Here is a 12,945-nt window from a genome sequence, read left to right on the forward strand (position 1 = left end):
CAGGAGGGAAGTCTGCCTCGGGGTTGCGCGCGCCACCGATGAGCGCGCTCTTCTCGCCGAGATCGAACGCCGTCTTCCGCCTCGTACTCGTCCTCCTGATCGCCGGCGCCGCCGGGTCGGTCGGCGGCGCGATGCTCTACTGGCGGACGCCCTACGGCACCGGGCAGCAGGTCCAGGTCGCCCAGCCGATCCAGTTCGATCACCGTCACCACGTGCAGGACGACCTGATCGACTGCCGCTACTGCCACACGACCGTGGACCGCGCGCCGTCCGCTGGCATCCCGCCCACCGAGCTCTGCCTGAACTGCCACTCGCAGGTGTGGAACAAGAGCCCGCTGCTCGATCTCGTCCGGGCGAGCTGGTTCGCGAACAAGCCGCTGCCCTGGGTCCGCGTCCACAAGCTCCCGGACTTCGTCTACTTCAACCACTCCATCCACGTGAACAAGGGCGTCGGCTGCGTCGAGTGCCACGGGCGCGTCGACACCATGGCCGCGATCGAGCAGGTGCAGCCGCTCACGATGGGATGGTGCCTCGAGTGTCACCGCAACCCGTACCCGCGCCTCCGGCCTCCGGACGAGGTGACGAACATGACGTGGAAGCCGCCGCCCGGCGATCCCATCGCCTACGGCAAGGAGCTGGCGAAGAAGTACGACGTCCAACCGCGGACGAGCTGCTACACATGCCATCGCTAAGGCTTCCCATCTACGGACAGCGGAGCTCGGGCGTCGACGCGCGCCGGTGGCGCAGCGTCGAGCAGGCGGACGGCGACGTGGAGCTCGCGCCGGGAGAGTTCCCGGAGGGCGCCGCGGAGGTGCCGGAGGGCTTCGGGCGGCGGAGCTTCCTCCAGCTCCTCGGGGCCTCCGCGGCCCTCGCCGGCGTCGCCGCGTGCAAGCCACCGCGCGAGAAGGTCGTCTCGTACGTGAAGCCGCCCGCCTCGGTCGTCCCGAGCGTGCCGAACGCGTACGCGACCGCGATCAGCCGGGGCGGTTACGCGCTGGGGCTCGTCGTGACGAGCTGGGAGGGTCGCCCCACCAAGATCGACGGGAACCGCGAGCACCCCGCGAACCGCGGCGGCACCGACGCGATCACCCAGGCGAGCATCCTCGACCTGTACGATCCCGCGCGCCTCGAGGGCTTCCGGCGCGGGACGCGCTCGCTCGGCCTCGTCCCGCTCCTGCAGGAGCTCTCGGCGCTCGCCCGGGGCCACGAGAAGGACGGCGGCGCGCGGCTCCGCTTCCTCGTGGAGCCGACCACCTCGCCCACGCTCGCGGACCTGCGCCGCCGGATCCTGCAGCGGTTTCCGAACGCCCGGTTCGACGCGTGGGCGCCCGTCGGCGACGACGCCGCGCGGGCGGGCGCGCAGCTCGCCTTCGGCCGCCCCCTCGACGTGTCGCTCTCCCTCGTGGAGGCCGACGTCATCCTCTCCCTCGAGTCGGACCTCCTCGCGGTGGACGGCGAGCCGCTCCGGCAGGCGCGGGAGTTCGCGGATCGCCGCACCGGCGAGCGGATGAACCGGCTCTACGTGGCCGAGTCGCGCTTCACGGTCACCGGCGGCATGGCGGATCACCGGCTCCGGATGCGCTCGTCGGACGTGCTCGGGTTCGCGCGCGCGGTCTGCGCCGAGCTCGCGAGCAAGCACGGCGTCGGCGCGCTCGCGCCGCTCGGCGCGCCGGCGCAGGGTCCGTCGGCGAAGGCGGCCGCCGCGGTCGCGGCGGACCTCGCGCGGGCGCGGGGGCGGTCGCTCGTCGCCGCAGGCGCGCGGCAGCCGCCCGCGGTGCACGCCATCGCCGCGGTGATGAACGCGGCGCTCGGCAACGCCGGCCGGACCGTCGGCTACCGGCCCACCGCCCTGCTCGATCCGGACGCCGGCCCGGCGCGCCTCGCCGCGCTCGCGAAGGAGATCCAGGCCGGGCAGGTCGACACCGTCGTCGTCACCGCCTGGAACCCGCTCCACACCGCCCCCGCCGACCTCCGCCTCCGCGAGCTCTTCCCGAAGGTGAAGGACTCGATCGTCCTCGCCTACCGCGACGACGAGACGGTGCGTGCGGCCGGCTGGCGGCTCGCGGCGAGCCACTACCTCGAATCCTGGGGCGACCTGCGCGCGCGCGACGGCACCGTCTCCATCGTGCAGCCGCTCATCCAGCCGCTCTTCCCGAGCATCACCGAGGTCGAGCTGCTCGCGGCGTTCCTCGACGAGGGCGACAGGGGCGCGTGGCGGATCGTGCGCGACGGCTGGGTGGCGCGGGCGGGGGCGCAGGGGTTCGACGGGAAGTGGGACGGCTGGCTCGCCGCGGGGGTCGTCTCCGGGACCGCGAGCGCCGCCGAGGCGCCCGCGCCCGAGGCGGGCCGGGTGGCGGAGGCGGTGCGCGCGGTCGCCGTCCCGGCGGGCGGCCTCGAGGTCTCGTTCACCCCTTCGTACAAGGTGCTCGACGGGCGCCACCTCGAGAACGCCTGGCTGCAGGAGTTCCCGGATCCGATCACGAAGCAGGTCTGGGACAACGCGGCGCACTTCTCGCAGGCGACGGCGACGCGGCTCGGCATCACCTCCGGGGACGTGGTGGAGCTCTCGTTCCGGGGGCGGAAGGTCTCCGCGGCGGCGCTCGTGATGCCCGGCCACGCGGACGAGGCGGTGACGCTGCCGCTCGGGTGGGGCCAGACGGTGACCGGCGCGGTGGGGAACGGCACCGGCTTCGACGCGTACCTGCTCCGCACGGTGGACGCGCCGTGGTTCGCGACCGGGCTCGAGGTCCGGAGGACCGGCGACACGTACAAGCTCGCGACCACGCAGGAGCACTTCCAGATGATGGGCCGGGCCATCGCCCTCTCGTACGACGCGCCGCGATTCGCCCACGAGAAGGCCGAGCTCGACGAGCACCGCGGGCCGCAGCCGACGATCCAGACGCCGATCGACTACACGCACCAGGACTACCGGTGGGGCATGGCCATCGACCTCTCGCGCTGCATCGGCTGCGGCGCGTGCACGATCGCGTGCCAGGCGGAGAACAACATCCCGGTGGTGGGGAAGACGCAGGTGCTCCGGAGCCGCGAGATGCACTGGCTCCGGGTGGACCGGTACTTCGAGGGCCCGACCGAGGATCCGCAGACCGTCTCGCAGCCCCTCGCCTGCGTGCACTGCGAGGCGGCGCCCTGCGAGTACGTCTGCCCCGTGAACGCGACGGTCCACGGCGACGAGGGCCTGAACGAGATGGTCTACAACCGGTGCGTCGGGACCCGGTACTGCTCCAACAACTGTCCGTACAAGGTCCGCCGGTTCAACTGGCTCGACTGGCACGGCGACATGCCGGCGACGCTCAGGATGCTGCAGAACCCGGACGTCACCGTCCGCGCGCGCGGCGTCATGGAGAAGTGCACCTACTGCGTGCAGCGGATCGAGCGCGCGCGGATCACCGCGCGCTCCGCCGGCCGGAAGATCGGCGGCGACGAGGTCCAGAGCGCGTGCCAGCAGGCGTGCCCGACCGAGGCCATCGTCTTCGGCAACCTGAACGATCCGAGCTCCGCCGTCTCGAAGCGGCACGCCGACGAGCGCCGCTACGACCTCCTGCACGAGCTCGGCACGCGCCCGCGCACGGCCTACCTCGTCCAGCTGCGCAACCCGAACCCCGACCTCGCATGAGCACGGCAAGAGAGACCATCGAGACCCGCGCCGTCGATCCCCTCGAGCCGACGCCCGTGCTGGTCGGTCGGCCCGACGATCGCGCCCTGACGGAGAGCCTCCTCGAGCCGGTGCTCGGTCCGGTGAAGAAGGGCTGGGTGCTCCTCTTCCTGCTCCTCCTCGCGGGGATGGGGTTCTGGCTCCTCTCCCTCACGCTCACGGTGTTCGTCGGCATCGGCGTGTGGGGCAACAACATCCCCGTCGCGTGGGCCTTCGACATCACCAACTTCGTCTGGTGGATCGGCATCGGCCACGCCGGGACGCTCATCAGCGCGATCCTCCTCCTCTTCCAGCAGAAGTGGCGGACGTCGATCAACCGCTTCGCCGAGGCGATGACGCTCTTCGCGGTGGCGATGGCGGGCATGTACCCGATCATCCACCTCGGCCGGCCGTGGCTCTTCTGGTGGCTCATCCCGTATCCGTCCACGAACCTGATCTGGCCGAACTTCAAGAGCGCGCTGCCGTGGGACGTGTTCGCCATCTCGACCTACGCCACGGTGTCGTTCCTCTTCTGGTACCTCGGCCTCATCCCGGACCTCGCCAGCCTCCGTGACTCCGCGAAGAACACGACCCAGCGGCGCATCTACGGGATCATGTCCTTCGGCTGGCGCGGGTCGGCCCGGCACTGGCAGCACTGGCGCATCGGCTACCTGCTCCTGGCGGGCCTCTCCACCCCGCTCGTCGTCTCCGTCCACACCATCGTCTCATTCGACTTCGCGATCTCCCAGCTCCCGGGCTGGCACACCACGATCTTCCCGCCTTACTTCGTCGCCGGCGCGATCTTCAGCGGCTTCGCCATGGTGGTGACGCTGATGGTCCCGGCGAGGAAGGTCTTCAAGTTCGACCACGTCGTCACCATCCGTCACCTCGACAACATGGCGAAGGTGATCCTCGCGACGGGGCTGATGGTCTCGTACGGCTACGCGATGGAGTGGTTCATCGCCTGGTACTCGGGGAACCCCGACGAGTGGTTCGCCTTCTGGAACCGGGCGGTGGGCGACTACAAGCTCATCTTCGCCGTCCAGATGTTCTGCAACGTCGTCGCCCCGCAGGTGTTCTGGGTGCCGCGCTTCCGCCGCAACATCATGGTCCTGTTCCTCGTCTCGATCCTCGTGAACATCGGGATGTGGGCGGAGCGGTTCGTCATCATCGCGGTCTCGCTCACGCGCGACTTCATCCCGGGCTCGTGGGCGAACTACACGCCGACCTGGGTCGACTGGGGCCTGCTCTTCGGCTCGATGTCGACCTTCGGCGTCCTGTTCATGCTCTTCCTGCGCTTCATCCCGGCGATCCCGATCTCGGAGGTGAAGGAGCTCAAGCACGAGCTCGAGCACGCGGATCACGCCCGGGAGCGCGAGGCGCACGCCGACGTGGAGCGGTCGTCATGAAGACCCTCGTCCTCGGAGAGTTCGCGGAGCAGGCGGCGCTCCTCGACGCCGCCCGGAGCCTGCGCGCGCGCGGCGGGGCGCGGCTCGATCTCCACTCGCCGTACCCGCTGAACGGGGCCGAGGAGGCGCTCGGGCTCCGCAAGTCCACCGTGCCGCTCATGGTCCTCGTCTTCGGCGTGGCGGGCGCCGCCTCGGGGTACCTGCTGCAGTGGTACACGGTCGGCTACGACTGGCCCCTCAACGTCGGGAACCGCCCGCCGCACAGCGCGCCCGCGTTCATCCCGGTCACCTTCGAGCTCGGCGTGCTGTTCGCCGCCCTCTCGATCTTCATCGGGCTCCTCGCGGTGTACTTCGGCTTCCCGCGCGTCCATCACCCTGCGTTCGAGGTCGAGGCGTTCCGCTCCGCGACCATCGACGGACTCTGGCTCTCCGCCGAGGTGGAGTGGAAGGACGCGGAGGCGACCGCCACCGAGCTGCGCCGCCTCGGCGCGACCCAGGTGTCCATCGTGCCGGAGGAGGCGGAGACATGACGCGCCGCCTCGCGCTCGTCGCGCTCCTCGCGCTGACCGCCTGCCCGCGGCTCGACCCGATGCAGCGGCAGCAGAAGTACAAGGCGTACCAGGAGAGCCGCTTCACCGCGGACGGGCTCGCGATGATGCACCCGCCGCCCGGGACGGTCCCGTACGGCCCGCCGCTCGAGCCGGCGGTCGCGACGGGCCGCGGCCCGGACGGGAAGCCGCTCGCCGTCATGCCCGTGAAGATCGACGCCGCGCTGCTCGCCCGGGGCCGCCTGCGCTTCGACACGAACTGCGCCATCTGCCACGGCGTGCTCGGCGACGGCGAGAGCCAGGTCGCGCTCAACATGTCGCTCCGCCGGCCGCCGTCGCTCCACCTCTACCGCGACCGGCCCGACGGCTACATCTTCCAGGTGATCTCCCAGGGCTTCGGCCTCATGCCGTCGTACGCGCACCTCACGGTCCAGGACCGCTGGGCCGTCGTCGCCTACGTGCGCGCCCTGCAGCTCAGCCAGCACGCCACCGTCGAGCAGGTGCCGCAGGAGGCGCGCCAGCGCCTCGAGAAGGAGGGGCGATGAACCTGAGCCCGTACCAGGGCGGCCGGCGCCTCCTCACGACGTCCGCCGCCGTCGGCGTCGCGGGGCTGGTCCTCACCGCGATCGGCGGCGCGTTCGACGCGCGCCGCGCGCTCTACGCCTACCTCGTCGCGTTCGTCTACTGGCTCGGGCTCGCGCTCGGCGCGCTCATCCTGCTCGGGGCCTTCCACGCGTCGAGCGCGAAGTGGGCGGTGGTGCTGCGGCGGTTCCTCGAGAACGTGCCGGGGGTGATCCCGCTCTTCATCGTCCTGTTCATCCCGATCCTCCTCGGGCGCCATCAGCTCTTCCCGTGGGTGGATCCCGGCGCGCTCGAGGGCGAGCTGCGCAAGGCGGTCGAGCACAAGACGAAGTACCTGAACGTCTCCTTCTTCCTCGTCCGCGCGGCCTTCTACTTCGTCTCGTGGATCGTCGTCGCGCACTTCCTCCGTGCGTGGTCGCTCCGGCAGGACGCGGCGGGCGGCGTCACCCTCACGAGGTGGCAGCGGCGCCTCGGCGCCGGCGCGCTCCCGCTCCTCGGCCTCACCATGACCTTCGCGGCGTTCGACTGGATCATGTCGATCGATCCGCGGTTCTACTCGACGATCTTCGGCGTCTACTGGTGGGCGGGCAGCTTCATGGGCGCGTTCGCGGTGACGAACATCGCGGCGTTCGCCACGCGTGAAGATCCGAACCAGTTCGGCGCGTACCTGAACCTCGACCACTTCCACTCCCTCGGGAAGTACACGCTCGCGTTCGTCGCGTTCTGGGCCTACGTCGCGTTCTCGCAGTTCATGCTGATCTGGATCGCGAACATCCCGGACGAGGTGCCCTGGTACATCCTCCGGATCAACGGGGGGTGGCTCTGGGTCGGCGTGTTCCTCGCCCTGTTCCACTTCGTGGTCCCGTTCTTCACGCTGCTCCAGCGGGCGGTGACCCGGAACCCGCGCCGGCTGGCGTGGGTCTCCGCCGGCCTGCTCGTGGTGCACTGGGTCGACCTCTACTGGCTGATCATGCCGCACGTCCACGAGCGCGGGCCCCGCTTCACGCTCTGGGATCTGACCGCGTTCGTGGGCGTGGGCGGCGTGACCGTCGCGATGGCCGTGCTGCGGATGCGCGGGACGCTGGCGATCCCGGTCCGCGATCCCTACCTCGAGGACTCGCTGAGGTACCAGCCGCAATGACCACCGAGACCGAGCGCCCGGCCTCCGGGCACGAGGACCACGGGGTCCGGTCCGAGGAGGACCGGATCTCCACGCCCGCCGTCATCGGCGTCGGCGTCGCCGCGCTCCTCCTCTTCTTCCTCGCGTCCGTCGCCACCTCCGCGTTCATGCACGGGCGCCTGGTCGAGCGCGGCCCCATCGCGATCCCGCCCGAGATCGGAGACTCGAAGATCGGCATGGTCGAGCAGCAGCTCTTCAACGGGTACCCGCTCCGGGGCGAGCGCGACCGGGCCCGCCGTCTCGAGCGGCTCGGCTCCTACGGCTGGGTCGACCGCGGCGCGGGCGTGGTCCACGTCCCGATCCAGCAGGCGATGGACCTCGTCGCCCAGGGCGTCCGTCCGCAGGGTGCCCCCGCGGCCGGCGCCTCGCCGGGAGGCCAGCCGTGATCCGCCCCGCCGCCGCCCTCGCGCTCGCGGCCCTCGCTGCGGCCGCGCCCGCGCGCGCCCAGTACCGGACCGACCGGTCCGCGAACGCGCCGCCGATCCAGGCGCAGCCGATGGGCCTCGAGGAGGTCCGGATCGAGGAGAAGCTCGCCGCGCCGGTGCCGCTCGACACGACCTTCACCGACTGGCGCGGCCGCACCTTCACGCTCAGGAAGGCCTTCGCCGGGAACCGGCCCGTGATCCTCACGCTCGTCTACTACGACTGCCCGATGCTCTGCGGGCTCATCCTGTCCGGCCTCGCGAAGACCATGCGCGAGAACGGCCTCGTGCTCGGCAAGGACTACGATGCCGTGACGATCTCGTTCGACCCGGACGAGAAGCCGGCGATGGCCGCCGAGCGCCGCCGCGGGTACCTCCAGTCCCTCGGCAGGCAGGACTCCGGCGCGGAGTGGCCGTTCCTCGTGGGCACCGGGCAGGCATCGCGCGCCGTCGCGGACGCGGTCGGCTTCTACTACAAGAAGGACGACCGCACGGGCGAGTGGGCGCACATGGCCGCCGTCCTCGTCCTTACTCCGGACGGGAAGGTCTCCCGCTACCTCTACGGCATCGAGTACCCGTCGAAGGAGTTCCGGCTGTCCGTCGTCGAGGCCGCCGGCGGCAAGGTCGGCACGAGCTTCGATCGCTTCCTCCTCACCTGCTACCGCTACGACCCCGCCTCGCGGAAGTACGAGCCGTACGCGATCGGCATCATGCGGGCGGGTGCGCTCGCGGTGCTGCTCGGCCTGTCGGGCCTCATCGGCGGCCTCGTCTGGCGGGAGCGGCGCGGGAAGGCGAGGCACGCGCCATGAACGAGCTGATGCGCAGGATCCTGTTCCTCCCCGAGCAGGCGAGCGGCTACGCGCGGAACGTCGACCACCTGCACTTCTTCGTGATCCTCACGACGATGGTGGCGTCGGTCGGCGTGTTCGGGACCGCGCTGTACTTCTTCGTTCGCTACCGCCGCCGCTCCGACACCGACGTGACGCCGCACGTGACGCCGCGGGCGATCCACGAGGTCCTCTTCATCGGCGTCCCGCTCTCCTTCTTCCTCCTCTGGTTCGCCATCGGCTTCCCGCAGTTCGCGAGCCTCCAGACGCCGCCCAAGGACGCGATGGACGTCTACGTCCAGGGGAAGAAGTGGATGTGGAAGTTCGCGTACCCGGGCGGACCGAACGCGGTCGACACGCTGCGCGTCCCCGCGGGCCGGCCGGTCCGCCTCCTCATCACCTCGCGCGACGTGATCCACTCGTTCTTCGTCCCGGCGCTCCGCGTGAAGCAGGACGCGCTGCCGGGGCGGTACACGCAGACGTGGTTCAACGCCGATCGCCCCGGCCGCTACGAGATCTTCTGCGCGGAGTTCTGCGGGATCGGCCACTCCGCCATGCTCGGCGAGCTCGTCGTGATGCCCGCCGAGGAGTTCGATGGGTGGATCGCCGATCAGCGCAAGGGGCTCGCGCGCGCCCAGGACGCGGCGCCCGCTCGCGGCGAGCCCGTCATGACCGCCTCGAACATCGTCGACGAGGGGCAGAAGGTCGCGGCCGAGCAGGGGTGCCTGAAGTGCCACTCGGTCGACGGCTCGCAGCACATCGGCCCGACGTGGCTCAACCTGTACCTGCGCAGGGAGAAGCTGAAGGACGGCCGCACCATCGTCGCCGACGAGGGCTACCTCACGAAGTCGATGATGGATCCCGCGGCCGACATCGTCGCGGGCTACCAGAACGTGATGCCGACGTTCCAGGGCAAGCTCGCACCGCCCGAGGCCGCGGCCGTCGTCGAGTACATCAAGTCCCTGAGGACGTCGGCCGGCCCGTCCGGCCCGTCCGAGCCACCGGTCTATGAATCCGTCCAGCGCACCGACGCGAAGTGACGTGCCCGCGTACAACCCGCGGAACTACCTGAACTCGCCCGCGACCGGCCTCAGGTCCTGGCTGGTCACGCAGGACCACAAGCGGATCGGCGTGATGTTCATGATCGCCACGACCGTGTTCTTCGCGGTCGGCGGCCTCTTCGCCATGCTCATCCGGCTGGAGCTGCTCACGCCCGGCCCCACGATCGTGGACGCGATGACCTATAACCGCCTCTTCACCCTGCACGGGGTGGTGATGGTGTTCCTGTTCATGATCCCGGCGATCCCGAGCGGCTTCGGGAACTTCCTCCTGCCGATCATGCTCGGCGCGAAGGACGTCGCCTTCCCGAAGCTGAACCTGCTCTCCTTCTACGTCTACCTGCTCGGCGCAGTGCTCGCGCTCTGGGGGATGATCCACGGCGGCGCGGACACGGGCTGGACCTTCTACACGCCGTACTCCACCCAGACGGTGACGCGGATCGTCCCGATCCTCCTCGGCGTGTTCATCATCGGGTTCTCGTCGATCCTCACCGGGCTGAACTTCATCGTCACGACGCACACGCTCCGCGCCCCGGGCATGACCTGGACGCGGATGCCGCTCTTCATCTGGTCGATCTACGCGACCTCCGTCATCCAGGTCCTCGCGACGCCGGTGCTCGGGATGACGCTCCTGCTCGTCGCGGTGGAGAACGCGTTCGGCTGGGGGATCTTCGATCCGGCGCGCGGCGGCGACCCGGTGCTCTTCCAGCACTTCTTCTGGTTCTACTCGCACCCTGCCGTCTACATCATGGTGCTCCCGGGGATGGCGGTGATCTCCGAGGTCGTCTGCGCGTTCTCCCGGAAGAACATCTTCGGCTACAACGCGGTCGCCTACTCGTCCCTCGGGATCGCCTTCGTCGGCTTCTTCACCTGGGGCCACCACCTCTTCACGTCGGGCCAGTCGGCCTTCGACGCCGGCATCTTCGGCGTCCTCTCGATGTTCGTGGGGATCTTCACGGCCATCAAGGTCTTCAACTGGACGGCCACGATGTACAAGGGCTCCATCTCGTTCAAGACGCCCTTCGCCTACTTCGTCGGCTTCCTCTTCTTCCTGGTCTTCGGCGGGATGACCGGCGTCGCGCTCGCGACGGTGTCCCTCGACGTCCACTGGCAGGACACGTACTTCGTCGTCGCCCACTTCCACTTCATCATGGTGGGGAGCGTGATCATGGCGTTCCTCGCCGCGCTCCACTACTGGTTCCCGAAGATCACCGGGCGCTCCTACCCGGAGGGCTGGGGCCTCGTCGGCGCGACGCTCGTGATCCTCGGGTTCAACTTCACCTTCATCCCGCAGTTCCTCCTCGGGAACGAGGGGATGCCGCGGCGCTACTTCTCCTACCCGGAGCGCTTCTGGGCGCTGAACGTCGCGTCCACGGCCGGCGCGTCCGTGCTCGCGTTCGGCCTGCTGCTCATCCTCGTCTACATGCTCGTGTCGCTGAAGTGGGGGCCGGTCGCCGGCCAGAACCCGTGGCACTCGCGCGGGTTCGAGTGGATGGTCCCGTCGCCGCCGCCGCCCGAGAACTGGGAGACCACGCCGGTGTTCAGCCACGGCCCGCACAACTACGACGAGCCCGAGGAGGCGCCGGGCCACGTCCACCCCGAGCCGAGACATGCAAGCTAGCCCGCTCGCGCATCACTTCGAGAACCTCGACAAGCAGACCCACGCGGCGCGCCTGGGGATGTGGCTGTTCCTCGCCACCGAGGTGCTGCTCTTCACGGCCCTGTTCGCCGCGTACGGCGTCTACCGGTTCCTGTACCAGGACACCTTCGCCCAGGCGTCGCGCTCGATCGAGACCTGGATCGGCCTCGTGAACACGCTCGTCCTCGTCACGAGCTCGTTCACCGTGGCGATGGGGCTGAACGAGGCGACGAAGGGGAACGGCAAGCGGACCGCGCTCTTCTTCGCCGCGTCGGTCGCGCTCGCGCTCGTGTTCCTCGGCTTCAAGGCGCTCGAGTACACGCACCACTTCCAGGAGGGCCAGCTCCCGGGCCGGTACTACACGTTCGAGGGCGTCCAGGGCCCCGGCGCCACGATCTACTTCTCCCTGTACTTCCTCATCACCGGCCTGCACGGCATCCACGTGATCATCGGGATGACCGTCCTCGCCATCGTGGGCGTGCTCTCCTGGCGGGGGAAGTTCACCGCGGAGTACCACACGCCGGTGGAGCTGGCGGGGCTCTACTGGCACCTCGTGGATCTCATCTGGATCTTCGTCTTCCCGCTCATCTACCTCATCTAGGAGCGACCGGACGCCATGGCCGAGAACGGATCGATCGCCCACCGCGAGCAGGAGGCCGAGAGCCACACCCACGCCGGCCGGTACGCCGTCATCTGGATCGCGCTCCTCGTCCTGACGATGGTGACGTACTGGGCGTCGAGGGTGCACCTGCCCGGCGGCTGGCACATCACCGTCGCGCTCCTCATCGCCACCGCGAAGGGCGCGATGGTGGTGCTGTTCTTCATGCACCTCTGGGATCAGCAGGGCGCGAACCGCCTCGTGTTCGTGACCTCGCTGGTGTTCGTGGCGCTGCTCGTCGGGCTCACCGTGCTCGACAACGCCACCCGGTTCCCGCTCGCGAACCCGCCTGGCTCGGTGGGCGCGCTGCCCGCGGGCGGCGCGGACCGGGATCCGGCGCCGGATCAGCTGCGCTGATCGTCTCGCCGGGCCGCGCTCGGCGGCGCTCCGCGCGGGCGGCGCGGTCCCGCTCGTCCTCTCTCGTACGGGCGGCATCCCTCCCTCTCCCCCACCGGGGGAGAGGGCCGGGGTGAGGGGGCTCGAGTCATGCTCTCGCCGGGCGTCTCATCCGCCTGATCCCGCGACCGTCGCCCGTGAGCGGGCGGACCGCTCCGTGGGCCGGGCCGGTCCTTCACGGCGGTGCTCGGGACGCGGGACTTTGGCGGTGCAGATGATCGGACGGGTCCTTGCGCGCGGGGCCGGCGCACGTCCGCTCGTGCCAGCCGCGACGGCAGCTCCGGCGGCGGCGTGTGCGACGCCGCTCGGCGGCTGTCACGATCCGTGACAGGCCGGCTGAAGTACTGCGGTCCAGTCCGTACGAAACGCCCGGTCCCTGCGCTCCGGCGCGAAGGCCCGTCCCGGCCGTCTCCGCTCCAGTGGGCGATCGGGCCGCTGACGGATGGAGGCACGAAGCATTCGGGACGTGCTCGCATGCGCGTCGCCTCCAGTACGGAACCTCGGACCCCGAGATGAACCGACCAGCCCGCCCGGCGGGCGCGCGCCGCTCCCCGCGACACGGAGGCCCTCAGCC

General features: G+C 70.2%; 12 protein-coding genes. All 12 read left to right on the forward strand.

From position 1 onward, the window contains the following. The first annotated feature begins 38 nt into the window (after positions 1-38). From AMOR_RS17415 to AMOR_RS17470, 12 genes are read left to right on the forward strand one after another with little or no spacing between them, the layout of a single operon-like run. Positions 39-692, forward strand: coding sequence for a cytochrome c3 family protein (locus AMOR_RS17415; protein WP_248352855.1), 654 nt, complete (start codon positions 39-41; stop codon positions 690-692). Next, positions 680-3,634, forward strand: coding sequence for a TAT-variant-translocated molybdopterin oxidoreductase (locus tag AMOR_RS17420; RefSeq protein ID WP_248352856.1), 2,955 nt, complete (start codon positions 680-682; stop codon positions 3,632-3,634). The genes AMOR_RS17415 and AMOR_RS17420 overlap by 13 nt, the downstream gene beginning before the upstream one ends. Further along, the gene (gene nrfD / locus AMOR_RS17425; RefSeq protein WP_248352857.1) at positions 3,631-5,061 is read left to right on the forward strand and encodes an NrfD/PsrC family molybdoenzyme membrane anchor subunit; all 1,431 of its coding nucleotides are present in this window, start codon (positions 3,631-3,633) and stop codon (positions 5,059-5,061) included. Before AMOR_RS17420 ends, nrfD begins: the two co-directional genes overlap by 4 nt. Beyond that, positions 5,058-5,591: a DUF3341 domain-containing protein gene (locus tag AMOR_RS17430; protein WP_248352858.1), complete on the forward strand. Its 534-nt coding sequence runs from the start codon at positions 5,058-5,060 to the stop codon at positions 5,589-5,591. Before nrfD ends, AMOR_RS17430 begins: the two co-directional genes overlap by 4 nt. Beyond that, a complete protein-coding gene (locus tag AMOR_RS17435) occupies positions 5,588-6,154 on the forward strand; it encodes a c-type cytochrome (protein ID WP_248352859.1) in 567 nt (188 codons plus the stop codon). The genes AMOR_RS17430 and AMOR_RS17435 overlap by 4 nt, the downstream gene beginning before the upstream one ends. Beyond that, positions 6,151-7,332, forward strand: a complete 1,182-nt coding sequence (locus AMOR_RS17440; RefSeq protein WP_248352860.1) for a hypothetical protein — start codon at positions 6,151-6,153, stop codon at positions 7,330-7,332. Before AMOR_RS17435 ends, AMOR_RS17440 begins: the two co-directional genes overlap by 4 nt. After that, positions 7,329-7,757: a hypothetical protein gene (locus tag AMOR_RS17445; RefSeq protein ID WP_248352861.1), complete on the forward strand. Its 429-nt coding sequence runs from the start codon at positions 7,329-7,331 to the stop codon at positions 7,755-7,757. The genes AMOR_RS17440 and AMOR_RS17445 overlap by 4 nt, the downstream gene beginning before the upstream one ends. After that, complete coding sequence (locus AMOR_RS17450; RefSeq protein ID WP_248352862.1) at positions 7,754-8,602, forward strand: SCO family protein; 849 nt, start codon at positions 7,754-7,756, stop codon at positions 8,600-8,602. Before AMOR_RS17445 ends, AMOR_RS17450 begins: the two co-directional genes overlap by 4 nt. Then, on the forward strand, positions 8,599-9,660 hold the full coding sequence (gene coxB / locus AMOR_RS17455; RefSeq protein WP_248352863.1) for a cytochrome c oxidase subunit II: 1,062 nt from the start codon (positions 8,599-8,601) through the stop codon (positions 9,658-9,660). Before AMOR_RS17450 ends, coxB begins: the two co-directional genes overlap by 4 nt. Next, the gene (locus AMOR_RS17460; protein ID WP_248352864.1) at positions 9,629-11,299 is read left to right on the forward strand and encodes a cbb3-type cytochrome c oxidase subunit I; all 1,671 of its coding nucleotides are present in this window, start codon (positions 9,629-9,631) and stop codon (positions 11,297-11,299) included. The genes coxB and AMOR_RS17460 overlap by 32 nt, the downstream gene beginning before the upstream one ends. Next, positions 11,289-11,918 (forward strand): cytochrome c oxidase subunit 3 family protein, encoded by a 630-nt coding sequence (locus AMOR_RS17465; protein ID WP_248352865.1) that lies wholly within the window; start codon positions 11,289-11,291, stop codon positions 11,916-11,918. Before AMOR_RS17460 ends, AMOR_RS17465 begins: the two co-directional genes overlap by 11 nt. A 15-nt stretch (positions 11,919-11,933) precedes the next feature. Then, positions 11,934-12,332: a cytochrome C oxidase subunit IV family protein gene (locus tag AMOR_RS17470; protein WP_248352866.1), complete on the forward strand. Its 399-nt coding sequence runs from the start codon at positions 11,934-11,936 to the stop codon at positions 12,330-12,332. Positions 12,333-12,945: the final 613 nt, after the last annotated feature.

Source organism: Anaeromyxobacter oryzae (assembly GCF_023169945.1).
GTDB classification, from domain to species: domain Bacteria; phylum Myxococcota; class Myxococcia; order Myxococcales; family Anaeromyxobacteraceae; genus Anaeromyxobacter; species Anaeromyxobacter oryzae.

Excerpts from the sequence above, each read along its gene's own strand:
- AMOR_RS17470 (WP_248352866.1), top strand. The coding sequence starts at position 11,934 with ATGGCCGAGAACGGATCGATCGCCCACCGCGAGCAGGAGGCCGAGAGC.
- AMOR_RS17465 (WP_248352865.1), top strand. The coding sequence starts at position 11,289 with ATGCAAGCTAGCCCGCTCGCGCATCACTTCGAGAACCTCGACAAGCAG.
- AMOR_RS17445 (WP_248352861.1), top strand. The coding sequence starts at position 7,329 with ATGACCACCGAGACCGAGCGCCCGGCCTCCGGGCACGAGGACCACGGG.
- AMOR_RS17440 (WP_248352860.1), top strand. The coding sequence starts at position 6,151 with ATGAACCTGAGCCCGTACCAGGGCGGCCGGCGCCTCCTCACGACGTCC.
- AMOR_RS17460 (WP_248352864.1), top strand. The coding sequence starts at position 9,629 with ATGAATCCGTCCAGCGCACCGACGCGAAGTGACGTGCCCGCGTACAAC.
- coxB (WP_248352863.1), top strand. The coding sequence starts at position 8,599 with ATGAACGAGCTGATGCGCAGGATCCTGTTCCTCCCCGAGCAGGCGAGC.
- AMOR_RS17415 (WP_248352855.1), top strand. The coding sequence starts at position 39 with ATGAGCGCGCTCTTCTCGCCGAGATCGAACGCCGTCTTCCGCCTCGTA.
- AMOR_RS17430 (WP_248352858.1), top strand. The coding sequence starts at position 5,058 with ATGAAGACCCTCGTCCTCGGAGAGTTCGCGGAGCAGGCGGCGCTCCTC.
- nrfD (WP_248352857.1), top strand. The coding sequence starts at position 3,631 with ATGAGCACGGCAAGAGAGACCATCGAGACCCGCGCCGTCGATCCCCTC.
- AMOR_RS17420 (WP_248352856.1), top strand. The coding sequence starts at position 680 with ATGCCATCGCTAAGGCTTCCCATCTACGGACAGCGGAGCTCGGGCGTC.
- AMOR_RS17435 (WP_248352859.1), top strand. The coding sequence starts at position 5,588 with ATGACGCGCCGCCTCGCGCTCGTCGCGCTCCTCGCGCTGACCGCCTGC.